This window comes from Paenibacillus albidus (assembly GCF_014644435.1).
Classification (GTDB): Bacteria; Bacillota; Bacilli; order Paenibacillales; family Paenibacillaceae; genus Paenibacillus_AQ; species Paenibacillus_AQ albidus.
This window is the reverse complement of record NZ_BMKR01000067.1, coordinates 1-12,205: the sequence shown is the minus strand read 5'-3', so window position 1 is coordinate 12,205 and position 12,205 is coordinate 1. Positions and strand designations below refer to the sequence as shown.

The following is a 12,205-nucleotide window of genomic DNA, read 5'->3' as shown; positions in this document are numbered from 1 at the left end:
CCTATCCGAAGTGTTCTAACTCACGACTGAAGTCACGAGTTTGCGAAAACTATTTATCAACTTTTCCAATCCTATTCATCAATTCTCCTGATAAATCGCTCTTCTACCAGGAAAATAACTGACATAGACATACCAAAAAGCTGCTAACCCTTATCGGATTCAGCAGCCCGCTCACTTAACGATATGTGCCCAATTCCACGGTAATTTGTAATCTTCAAGATGCTGAACTCATCGCCCTTTTACAGAATTATCTTTTACATACCCGAAAAACGTCAGGTTACCGTTCTCATTCTCTACAATACTGTACGGATGGATCTGGTCTGAATATCTGCGAGCAAATCTGCCTTCGCCTACCGGATAGATCTCGATATGAAGATTGCCGGAGAATCTCGTAAAGTATAATTTTCCATTAATAAATTCTACTTGTATCTTATCCTTCAAGTAAGTACCGCAATACTCTTTAAGTTTGCTTTCGTTGACGGGAAACTCTTCATATTTGGTCGGAACCTCTGTCTCAACCTGATGCAGAATATCTGAAATTGCATTGCCCAGCCTGTACTGATTGATGGCTTCATTATTTGAAAGAATGATGATACATACATCTTCATCGAAATAATCCTGCATATAAGTGCTTATGCCAAGGTGATCCCCTCCATGGGAATATCTATCGGTGCCGTAAACATGATGATGTTCCAGTCCATAACAGTAGTTGTTTTTGTTCTCGTTGAAGAACCTGGAATATGCATGCTGCGACAAGATTTTCCGATCCCGCAAACAGGTGTACCATTTGTACAAATCATCGCAGTTTGAAATGATGGCGCCTGCACCGATGCTGAATTTCTCGTTATAATACGGACATTGGATGTGTGCATTAAAATCTTTCACATACTTACCAGATCTGTTTGCAAGTATTTTACAACCGTCATCAACATCGCTGTTAAGCATATCCAAAGGCAGAAATATGTTATTTCGGATATATTCTTCATATTTCTCTCCTGAAACATTCTCAATAATCCATGCAAGCAAATTATAGTTGGAGTTATTATAATCATATTCTGTGCCCGGTGGCTTAGTAGGCTTTTTGTTGATATACCGGCTGAAGAAGTCGTCTCGTGAATAATCCATTCTGTTATATCCGGCAAAAAAATCATCATCAAAATTATAAAAATTATACAAACCAGAAGTATGCGATAATAAATGATGTACAGTGATCGACTCGTCAAGCTTCATATCGGCAGGTAGGTATAATTGTGCAGATTTATCAATATCCAGCATTTTCTTGTCATATAGGAGCATAATGGCAAAGGCAGTAAACTGTTTTGCCATGGAAGCTATTGAGAAGCGTGAATGGATATCATTTTTAATTCCAAACTCTATATTTGCATAGCCGTATGCGTTTTCAAAAAGAAGTTCGCCTTTTTTTGTAACTTGAATAACGCCGTAAAAGTCCCACAATTCTAAATATTTATTAATATATGCATCTAGTTTCAATCGTAAGGCTTCCATCAGCCCTCACTCCTCGCAGCTTTCGGAAGATCAAAATCTGTTCCAGTCTTACTCATTATATCTAAAAGTTCACATCACTTTCAATCCTGACCTCAGCATGTTATTCGGAAAAACTTGCTTCTCGGGGCCATTCCTTAGATATCTTTGGGGTATCCCCTTTTACTTCTCACATCTTCTTCCTCCACAAGAATTTAAAGCAAACTTCATGAACATACTACTTTCTGAAAAGCAAAAAACCAAAGGAGTATGCCGATGAAAGCTGCTGTAGTAAAAAATTTCAAAGAAAAGCTAGAACTACAAGACGTACCTAAACCAAAACCCGGACACAAAGAAATCCTTGTCCACATTCAGGCGTGCGGAGTGTGTCATACTGATTTGCACGCTGCTCATGGCGATTGGCCCGTCAAACCAAAACTCCCTCTTATTCCCGGACATGAAGGCGTCGGGATTATTGAAGAAGTGGGTGAAGGAGTTACACACTTAAAGGTAGGAGACCGAGTAGGAATTCCATGGCTGTATTCAGCCTGCGGTCATTGCGAATATTGTCTGACAGGAAGAGAGACCCTTTGTCTGGATCAGCAAAATTCCGGATATTCCGTAGATGGCGGATATGCAGAATATTGTGTGGCGGCTGCCGATTATGTAGTGAAAGTTCCTGATAATCTAAACTTCATCGAAGCGGCACCTTTATTTTGCGCTGGCGTTACGACCTATAAAGCTTTGAAAGTATCAGGTGTAAAGCCAGGTGAATGGGTAGCCATTTTCGGCGTCGGAGGACTGGGTCATCTTGGCGTACAATATGCAAAAGTGATGGGAATGAACATAGTGGCCATTGACACGTCGGATGAAAAGATGGAGCTTGCGAAACAACTTGGCGCAGACAAAACCGTAAACGCATTAAAAGAAGATGCTGCAGACTGGATTCAAAAAGAAATCGGCGGAGTTCATGGTGTCGTTTGTACAGCGGTTGCGAAAAAAGCATTCGACCAAGCCTATCGTGCCATTCGTCGCGGCGGTACCTGCGTCATGGTTGGGCTGCCTCCTGAATCCATGGATGTTCCGATCTTTGATACGGTATTAAACGGTACAAAGGTAGTCGGTTCAATTGTCGGCACTCGCAAAGATTTGCAAGAAACATTACAATTTGCTGCGGAAGGAAAAATCAAAACCATTATTGAGACACGTAAATTAGAAGATATTAATGAGATCTACGAACTTATGTTAGAAGGCAAAATCAATGGTCGAATCGTCCTTGACATGACGAAATGATCAAGTATTTTACCTAAGACTCAAAATTGCTGCTTCGGGGGATGGAAAAAGTCAACTTGGAGGTCGGGTGGCTTTCCCTTGCCCATAATCTCACAAAGCAAGCCGCAGTCGCCCAAAAACACAGAGCAGCGATCCTCCAATAACGGGAGAATCGCTGCTCTGCTTATTTTTTTGCGATTTTACACTATAAGGCAGGATGTCGACTTAAGAAATTCTACTTTTGGGATTTCCCCTTCCTGATTTAAGCACTTCTTGCTAAATCAAACCGGATTGTTGCAAAAGCCTTTTTACAATTACGGCAGCCTCCGTATGGGTAATATTGTTCTTTGGCACTACTACATTGCCATCCCGTCCGGTAATGATCCCTGCCTTCAGGCAGGATGCAATACTATGTTTGGTATAGTCGGAAGCAATGCCGGCATCTTCAAACCTGGAAAGCAGCTGTTCAGCTTCATTCTCGGTAAGCTCCACTTTCAATCCGGTTAATTTCATCGCTCTTGCCGTCATTGTCATGGCCTGCTTACGGGAAATTTTATCCATGGGCCCGAATGCACCATCTCCATATCCGTCTATGATTCCATACTCATGAGCAATGGCAACGGCATCATAATACCAGTTGTCCCTGGTTACATCCTTGAAAATATCCTTCCCGGTACCGGGCCGCATGCCCCCGAGTCCCTTTATGATAATCATCGGCAAATTCCGCACGGGTAATATCCCTGCCCGGCTCAAAACTTCCCTCTCCGCTGCCATCAATAACAAGTCTGGAGCCCATGTCATTGACCGCTTCCTTGGCCCAATGCGTATTTACGTCTGCAAAGGTTATGGGGCTGTAAATGACCGAATAGACGCTATTGGTCAAGCTGTTGATTTGGGCATAGGGTTTTCCGTCGATGACAACAATTTTCGTAGGCACATGGGAGAAGGACCCGTCAGCATTGAGGACAATGCCTGTCGTGATCTTGCCCGGTTCCATCCGGAATCTCAATGGTTCTTTCCACATAACCGTTGAATTTTGAAGCATCCACCGTTTTGCTGCCACTGCTGGCTGTGATCTTGAATTCTACCGGCTGTGCAACAATCTGGTAACCATGTTGCTTTGCAGTGTCCCGTACCTGCTTTACCGTATCCGCCGTAGGCGTTGCAATCGTAATATGGACTTTGATGTCCTGCAATGCCGCCTGTGTCCCCATCTGCTGTGACTCGGCATCCATATTGATTTGCGCCGCGGGCAGCGTATAGGTTACCTTCTCCGTTTTGATCTGCAGCAATGCTTCCTTCGCTTCCATGCTCTTCACCATCTGTCCGGTCAACTCAACCACTACCTTGTCGGATTGGGTATTCACCGGAATGATGATTGTTGCTCCCTTGCCTTCCTGGGACAACTTTTGCTCCAGGTTGCCCGGATCGATGGAAACGGTCGTGACGGTCGTGCCGACGCCGTTTACCGGAGTGCCTGCACCAGCACTACCCGTTGAAGGTAGCCCCTTATCTTCTTCAAAAAACTTGCCGCACTTATGGTACGGATCACCGTAATGTATCTAAGCACAAAGTTCATTTTGACCATAAAATATACAGCAGTATATAAATACAAAGCCATTCCTAACAATGGAGTGGTTTCTTTGGATAGAACTTCTCTTTTATTGAATGTTATCGACCTCATCTAACCATTTCTCTATTTCTGAAATCATATCTGCATAACATATAATGGTGTTTATTGTCTCTGTCACTTGAGAAGTCCCCATCTGCTGTTCTTCTTCGTCAGTACATTCAATCCACAAAGAGCGTTTTAAACTATATTCAAGCCAGTCTAATTTACCTAAGAACCCATTTACCAACACCATTCTCCAATTTGCCTGAAGTGTTCCGTATTTTGTTTTATATCCTGCTATGAAAGCTAAAAACCTTTCCTTGTCAATGTTTCCGATTTCATTTGCAGACCAGTAAATAGCTGTTTCTGTCAAGTCTTGCATAGGATTGATATACCCTGCTGATTCCCAATCAATAAGGATAGGGTTGCCCTGTTTCCACATTACGTTTTTTGGTTCTAAATCTTTATGGCTAATAACCATGTCAGATTCCAGTAGTTTCGTTGATTCATTGGCCATTTTGTTCCAATCATAAAGTTTATAAAGATATTCACGAAGTAGATTTAGCCAAATGGAGTTAATTTGTTGCCCTTTTTGCAAATAGTAATTCCAATCAGTTAGCAATGTATTACCTGAATAACCCTTATTCGTGCCTAACTCTGAAAAATCAGTCATATGTATATCCGCAAGAATAGCACCCATTTTCTCACAATGGACTACATCAATTTCATTGGATTTCAGACATTCACCATCAATCCAATCAAATATAAGATAGAATTGATCGGCTATTTTGTGCATGAAAGTGCCATTAACTTCTTTAGCTGAAAGAGCAGGTACATTATTTGCTGCAATATTGGCAATTCGTTCGGAGTTAATAAAGTTCTGCATCGCCGTAGGTCTGAGCATTATTTGAGGATTTAATGCTTTTATTGCATATTTCCCTTTCGTGGTTTGAAAGACATACATTTTGTGTAAAAGCCCACCTGATATGGCTTCAGGCACACAGGTTATCTCACCAAGTTGCACAGTATTACACAATTCCTCAAATTGCAATTTGTACTCTGTATCTTTCATTATTTTGTATTCCTCTTTTCGTGTTATATCTATAATCAAAAGGTAATTTCATTCTGCTACTATCCTTAGTTGATTGAAATCCATGCTATAAAGTAATTCTTATACCATATGCTGGAACACCCTTCTATATCGTATCGTTTCAAATTCCGTCTCATAGTCGGTCTATGGATGTGCCTATGGCATAACTGACAATGACAAACATGGAATAGCCCCCCACCCCTAACCTATGAGAACGCATAGACAGCCTTGTAACGCATGTTTCAATCCTACCTGATATGGTTTTTGCCCATGCCGGGCTCACTTAAAAAAGAGATACCTCCTCCAGGGTATCTCTACAGGTCACTGTGCTGTCTTATAACGGCAAGTTTCAAAAGCCATCATTTGCTGGAAAACTCATTTCTTTATGAAACCTATTCTATGCCCTCTTGTCTTTCATTTTTGTTTGCTTGCGGAACCGTCCCGGTGAGATGGAGAACATTTTTTGAAAAGCACGGGTGAAGGCTTCCTGAGATTCATACTGATATTTGATAGCGGTCTCTACAATTCTAAGATCGGAATGAAACAATTCGTACGCCGCATGAGTCAATCTTCGATAGATTCACAGTAGGAGAACATAACTTATTCCTCCGAAAAACGTGTCTTGACAATGGGGAGCATTACACTAGGTTAGTAGTGAACAATACAGAAATATGGTCAATGTCATAAATTAAAAGCGTACTTTCGACTCCCAAATAATGATGATGATAGAGACAATTAAGCAGATCGATGCAGGGATGATCATTGTCACAGATTGATGAGCTCGGAAAATATGCGTATGAATAGCTCCTATCATGAGAATGAAGAACAATACTCCTGATCCAACAGCAAAATATCGATTCCATATTCCCCCTATCATTCCAAGTGCCCCAACGATTTCGAGAAACCCGGTAACAGACAGAAACCACAATGGGTATTGATAATGCTGCCAATGTTCAACTTGAAAAGGCACACGCATGATCTTTATGAACCCTCCAATTAACATAAAAACTGCTAAACTTATTTTCATGACAATAGATATCATCTTATTTCACTCCATTTCTATATCTTGTATAGATGAACTATCATTTGTTAGCATGCCATGTATGAAAAGATCAACTACAACTGTTGCGAGACTTGATGGGTCTTTAGTGCCAGGTAATAAGTGTGAAGCTGTAAGATGCTCAATAACACCAATTAGGCATTCAGCCACAGTTTCCATTTCTAATTCAGGACGAAAATAACCTTTCTGTTGTTCGGCTAGTAAGTTATCCTTCAATATCAAGGTTAAATCTCCTTTAATTTGTTTAGCATCTGGAGCAAGAAAAAAGCCGATACGGGTTAAATAAGGGTTAGTAACTAGAAAACGAAAAACAGTCTCCACAGCAACTAATACCCGTTTTGAAACATCTGTTGGCTTTATTCCAGCTTCTAAGCGAAATGACTCTGAAAGCTTCCGTAAACTAGAGTGGAAATCGGTTACTAACTCCTCAAAGATGGCTTCTTTACTCGGAAAGTATAGATAAAAGGAAGGCTGCGTCAGCCCAGCTCTTTTAACGATTGTACTAACCTTTGTTTCATGAAATCCCCAATTCGCAAATTCGCACGCAGCAGATTCAAGCAATCGCCTCCGACTTTCCATCCCTTTAAGTCCCTTTTCGCGTGCCAATCTGCATCAACTCCTATAAATAATACTAACAAGTAACATTACTCGTTAGTATTATTTCATTCAGCTAACATATTGTCAATATTAATTAATGTAGCTTTATAAAAAAGAGTTTGATCAAACAAAAACCTATAATGAGACAGTATTTTAATCAAACTTTTTTTAAATGAACAGTCATTGTTCAAAATGGTTGAACTTTGTTTTCAAATCAACATCTATTTTCATATTCCCGTTCAATCTCAAACTTCTCTAATACTCGTTCTTCTAATACTCCGTTATAATCTGTATCAAGTGGATTCTTTTCAACAATTTTTAAATATTGAGTGCAGCTAGTTCGACTACTAAACTTTCAATTGTATCGCGACGTTTAAATTCAAGCGTATTTTGTCTTTCTTTAAATGCCTCTTGAATTCGACCTGTTAGCTCCAAATCTCGCTTATGACTTAACATGATGTCATCCAAGTTAATCATGATATCCTCATACATCATCATGTCAGAAAGATTATTATTTCGAACAGCTTTGATCATTGGTTGAATCATTTGCATATCCTTATGAGCTGTTTGCTTCAAGGTTCTAACTGTAATAAGCTCATTGGTATTATTTTCACTGTCAATTTAGGAAAAACCCTCCAACGTGGAGGGTTTTTCCATTTATATCCATACGTTTGCACCTGGTGATAGCGACGCTGGTACTACCCCGGATGGCCCTTTCTTTTATCTTGCTTTATTCAACTATCGTCTCCCGTAAGCTGTATGATAAAGTACTTTTACTGCTTGTCATCAGACAATATTGTACGAACGAAATTCATTGATAAATCCCTCTAGCCAGCCTTCTGAAAAATCAAGAGCACCATATTCATTGATGAATTCAACATCAAGACTCATTACCCAAAATCGACGAGCCATCATAAATAATTCAATCGAAGATTCATCTTGTTCGGAGAAACCTCTGACTGATCGATAGCCTGAGATTAATGCATTCCATAGCAAAGCTTTTTTATCCTCTGGTAGGCGCTTTCTACCTCGAACTTGCGCCAAGTCGTAGGCACGCCAACCTTTTGCCGACCATTCAAAGTCATAATGAGTGAAACTGTCGCCTTCTTGGAAGGCATTATTATTGCCATGCATATCTCCATGGCAAATCCCCCAATCCAAGCCTTGACTAGAAACGATGTTAATACGCTCAATTAATGCGTTGGAATATTCACGCAGAAATGGCGTTTCGTTATGTTCCTCTCCAATATGATTCACAATACGATCTAACGGCTGACTGATGAGAAAGTTTGTATCCAAATTGTATCTAGGATTGGTTAAAGTAATTTTGTCCATAGCTGCATGTAATTCGGCAGCAGATCTTCCAAAAGAGAAACACGATTTCTCGTCATGAAGCACATTCTCAGTGCCTGTCAGATAGTTAAAAATAACGGCAATTCTTTGACCTTCTGGCGCATTTACAACAGTGTATAAGCTGTTGTCTTTTTTGGAAATGGGCGCCGATGCCTTTGTGCTTACTGAGCTCAATTCGTGAATCAACTGTGTTAATAAAGATAATTCATATGCAACATCACATTCGCCTATTGAATGGCGATATACGCGAAGAATATAAAAACCTTTAGAATTGCGAATTCTATAAGTATCATTTAATCCACGTAGCCAGAACAAACATTCATTCCAGTCTCCAATGTCATATAGATTGCTCAGACAGTATTCTAAATATTTCGGATCTAAAACTGAACGTAGGGCAGTCGGCTGACTATACATTTCAAAACTCCTCAATCTATTAATTTAGGTTTGCCCATTGGCTTAGCATCGGCTCACTTATCTAAAGATGTGTGCCCAATTCTCAGGTAATTTGTAATCTCCAAGATGCTGAACGGTAGGACATCAATTTTCCCCACCAGTTCCATAGTTAAAAACCTCACTTTGTTTCAATCGTATGGCTCGCATCAGCTCTAACTCCTCGCAGCTTTCGTAAGATCAAAATCTGTTCCAGGCTTTTCAACAAAACTTGCTCCTACTTATGATACGGTTCACCGCGCTGTCTGTAACGGCATGTTTTAGGGCCATCCCTAGTGGGAAAGCCCTGATGTGGACGGGGAACGAAGCTCCCTGCAAGGATGGCGAACCGTTTTTCTTAAGAATGACTATATTTTCTCTTGGAGTTCTGTTAACATTCGAGAAATAGACCCACTGTCAGGAAATATTACAGCAGCACAGGTCAGAACGCGAAAAGCATCCTCGTTGTAGCCATTCCACATTAATGCTTCGGTGATGCGCATAAATTCAAATTCCACTAAATAATGCTTATCTTGTTCCAGCCTCTTGATACGTCGATACTCTTCCACCGCCTTATTCACTCCATCAGATACTGCTAAGTCTGCAACTTTATGAGCCATGGATTGCTTTATATGGCGAGCGTTCGAACCAAGTAATAAATCAAGAATTGGAAAGGATACACTTCCCAGCCTGACATAGTCACATTTTGTCATAACAGAAATGGCGATTTTTTGATCGGGGAGCAGAATCAGATCACTCAGAAAACCGGTATCCCATCCAGAATGTGAGACAATCCGGTAGCCCTTATATTCTCCCAAAAACCAGCCTAAACCGATCTGCGCATTTTCTTGTCCGTATCCAGTAGTTGCATAAGGCTTCCACATTTCATCGTAGCTATAGGCCTGCAGGAAATTACAGTCGGCCCCTGAAAATCCCTTGTTAAGATGCAACAGCATATATTGGCACATATCCTCAACATTGGTATATAGAGTGGAACTGGGTCCATGCGCCCTGTTGTAAGGGAAAACATCACTAATATAGCCGCCATATCCATTGGAAGTCCCGAGCACATGAGGTGCGGCAAGATGAGCCTCCACTTCCTGTTTCAAAAAAGAACTGCTTCGCATTCCTGCTGGTTCAAGAACATACTCTTTCATATACTGCTCGAAGCTCATTCCGCTAACCTTCGCTATTATATCTCCCAAAACTTCGTATGCTATATTACTGTAAGCGTAATCAACACCCGGCTCGCCCAAAAGCTAATGTCGACGAATATTTTTTACATATCTTTCAAGGCTTTGCTCGTCGTATTCGGGTCTGTCCCATGCATAATCTTCTTCATCTGGCATGCCGGAGGTATGATTCATAAGCTGCCTTACAGTAATATGTCGATACCGCTCATCATCCATCTTAAAGTAAGATAGATACTTCGTGATCGGTGAATCCAGATTTACTTTTCCACGCTCAACTAATTGCATAATGGCTGTAACAACAAAGGTTTTCGAGACTGAAGCTTGGTGGAACAAAGTGCTACGAACAACAGGATCACCTGTCGAAAAATCCGCTGTTCCATATTCACCAGTAAATATTATTTTGTTGTTCTTTACTATTCCAACGGCTAATCCTGTAAATGGTCCGTTTTCTACAAACTCGGTTAGCATTCCGTGCAATGGACTCTCTGTATTCTGATCTTTGTTCATGTGACCTCCCCGGTACCAAGCAATGGTATTCCAATACTACTCTATCATTCCCTTAATTCCCATTAAACGGATAAAATGATTTAATCTAAACTCTACCATTAGCACAATACCGCTTTAAGTATCGTTTCAAATATATATTATGCTTACGGGCTTTTACGGGATTTCCCTATTTTTTTGATTTTTGGGGGAGTCTAAAATGCACGTAGAAGCCCGTTTGCGACGACTTTCCCGCTGAGTGCGGTCCATAACAAAACCATGCCGCTCAACGCGCTTTTTCAGGCTACTGCTCGTTCCACTCCAAAAAACCTGCCCCTACTTATGATACAGTTCACCACGCTGCTAATACGGCAAGTTTTCGTTAATTAAAGAAAATTATGAGTCCTCCTATAGGTGGGTTCTATAATTGTATATCGCAACCATCAAACATCAGATCATTTTGGATAAGATTAATGGCTTGGGTAATTGCAGTTTGCTGAAATTCAGACAGGCGACTCTCATCTCCGTCCCAGCTATTGAGCCACCAGAAGTATGAGCATAGATTCCTATAGTTCATAAACATGGGAATCTGCCTCACCCAGTATGTATCTAAGTCATTATACTTGAAGTAACCTGATAAAAATTCATCTAAGAATCGTTTAGCAAATTCATTTTTAGATTCTCGATCGTCTGCCGGAGATCCCCACCATACAGCATGAGTTGCCGCAATTGCAATATCCAGTGCATACCAGCCATATATACTGTCATCAAAATCAAAGACTGTAATATCATCATTATCGATGTAAAAATTATAGGGATGAAAATCGTTGTGAATCAATCCATACGATTGAGCATCTTTAGGTAGAGAAGCGATAGTGTTCTCCAGTGATTTTAACTTTTTAAGCAGGAGATGGTAACGACCTTGTTGTAAATAAGGGTTATCAATGTTCCACATGCCCCAGTCATCTCTTTTTACAGCAACATCTTCAGCATTATATGATTTTGTGAGTAAATGCATTCTTCCCATGGTTTCTCCCCACTTGTTGAAAATCGAGGGGCCCCACAATTGCAGATTATTTTTATCAAAAAACTGTCCTGATGCCATATGGAAAGCTGTAGCAATAAAGCACTGCTCCTGCTCTTTGTAAACGGCGATGAATTGTTGATCTGATGCTTGGATTGGCAATGAGGTATGCACGCCGTTTTGAGCCAAATAATAGATCCAATCCACTTCTGCCTTTATTTTTTCCACATATGCAGAAGGTCTCTCTGATAAACGTAAGATGTAGGGCTGATTGTTTTTGGAAAACCGGTACACTTCATTACACGAGTTGCTAAGGAAGACTAGTGTTTCAACTGTAAATCCAAAGGATTCTGCAGCCTTGACTAACAGTTCTTGACTTACCATAATGAACATCACCTCTTTCGCAATCCCCGGCCGGGTGTATCCTCAGACTAACCGTATTTCCAAAAAAAATATAGACTTATAGTTTTCTATCAAATAAACTAATAATCAAGTACAAATCATTTTATTTTTCATACATCATTAAAATCCCACTTATACACTGTGATTAGAGAAGGGGCTGTCCCAAAAGCCATGGAATGGCTGCTTGGGACAGCCCTTGTCTTTGAGT

Annotated in this window: 12 protein-coding genes and 1 pseudogene; 1 reads left to right on the top strand and 12 read right to left on the bottom strand. The window is 40.5% G+C overall.

What is annotated here, in order from left to right; translation table 11 throughout:
- Positions 1–228: 228 nt before the first annotated feature.
- Positions 229–1,506, bottom strand: a complete 1,278-nt coding sequence (locus IEY53_RS33840) for a serine hydrolase domain-containing protein (protein WP_189032618.1) — start codon at positions 1,504–1,506, stop codon at positions 229–231.
- A 252-nt stretch (positions 1,507–1,758) separates the two neighbouring features.
- Here IEY53_RS33840 and adhP point away from each other — a divergent pair, with 252 nt between their 5' ends.
- Positions 1,759–2,775: an alcohol dehydrogenase AdhP gene (gene adhP, locus IEY53_RS33835; RefSeq protein WP_189032616.1), complete on the top strand. Its 1,017-nt coding sequence runs from the start codon at positions 1,759–1,761 to the stop codon at positions 2,773–2,775.
- A 255-nt stretch (positions 2,776–3,030) separates the two neighbouring features.
- Here adhP and IEY53_RS33830 read toward each other — a convergent pair whose 3' ends face one another.
- From IEY53_RS33830 to IEY53_RS33775, 11 genes and pseudogenes are all read right to left on the bottom strand, one after another.
- Positions 3,031–3,468, bottom strand: coding sequence for an S-layer homology domain-containing protein (locus tag IEY53_RS33830; RefSeq protein WP_189032615.1), 438 nt, complete (start codon positions 3,466–3,468; stop codon positions 3,031–3,033).
- Positions 3,380–3,691, bottom strand: coding sequence for an S-layer homology domain-containing protein (locus IEY53_RS33825; protein WP_189032613.1), 312 nt, complete (start codon positions 3,689–3,691; stop codon positions 3,380–3,382). The genes IEY53_RS33830 and IEY53_RS33825 overlap by 89 nt, the downstream gene beginning before the upstream one ends.
- Before the next feature lie 16 nt (positions 3,692–3,707).
- A complete protein-coding gene (locus tag IEY53_RS33820) occupies positions 3,708–4,160 on the bottom strand; it encodes a hypothetical protein (protein ID WP_189032611.1) in 453 nt (150 codons plus the stop codon).
- A gap of 255 nt (positions 4,161–4,415) precedes the next feature.
- Entirely contained in the window at positions 4,416–5,438 is a 1,023-nt protein-coding gene (locus IEY53_RS33815) for a phosphotransferase (RefSeq protein WP_189032609.1), read from the bottom strand.
- Positions 5,439–5,853: 415 nt separating this feature from the next.
- Positions 5,854–6,024: a helix-turn-helix domain-containing protein gene (locus IEY53_RS33810; protein ID WP_268240840.1), complete on the bottom strand. Its 171-nt coding sequence runs from the start codon at positions 6,022–6,024 to the stop codon at positions 5,854–5,856.
- Between the two features lie 120 nt (positions 6,025–6,144).
- On the bottom strand, positions 6,145–6,498 hold the full coding sequence (locus IEY53_RS33805; protein ID WP_189032608.1) for a DoxX family protein: 354 nt from the start codon (positions 6,496–6,498) through the stop codon (positions 6,145–6,147).
- Positions 6,499–6,504: 6 nt separating this feature from the next.
- Entirely contained in the window at positions 6,505–7,095 is a 591-nt protein-coding gene (locus IEY53_RS33800) for a TetR/AcrR family transcriptional regulator (protein WP_373293979.1), read from the bottom strand.
- A gap of 336 nt (positions 7,096–7,431) precedes the next feature.
- Positions 7,432–7,659, bottom strand: coding sequence for a hypothetical protein (locus tag IEY53_RS33795; RefSeq protein ID WP_189032604.1), 228 nt, complete (start codon positions 7,657–7,659; stop codon positions 7,432–7,434).
- A gap of 240 nt (positions 7,660–7,899) precedes the next feature.
- Positions 7,900–8,880, bottom strand: a complete 981-nt coding sequence (locus tag IEY53_RS33790; protein ID WP_189032602.1) for a phosphotransferase — start codon at positions 8,878–8,880, stop codon at positions 7,900–7,902.
- 383 nt (positions 8,881–9,263) lie between these two features.
- Positions 9,264–10,556: pseudogene (locus tag IEY53_RS33785) on the bottom strand (serine hydrolase domain-containing protein).
- Positions 10,557–10,992: 436 nt separating this feature from the next.
- Positions 10,993–11,979, bottom strand: coding sequence for a phosphotransferase enzyme family protein (locus IEY53_RS33775; protein WP_189032596.1), 987 nt, complete (start codon positions 11,977–11,979; stop codon positions 10,993–10,995).
- Positions 11,980–12,205 lie beyond the last annotated feature (226 nt).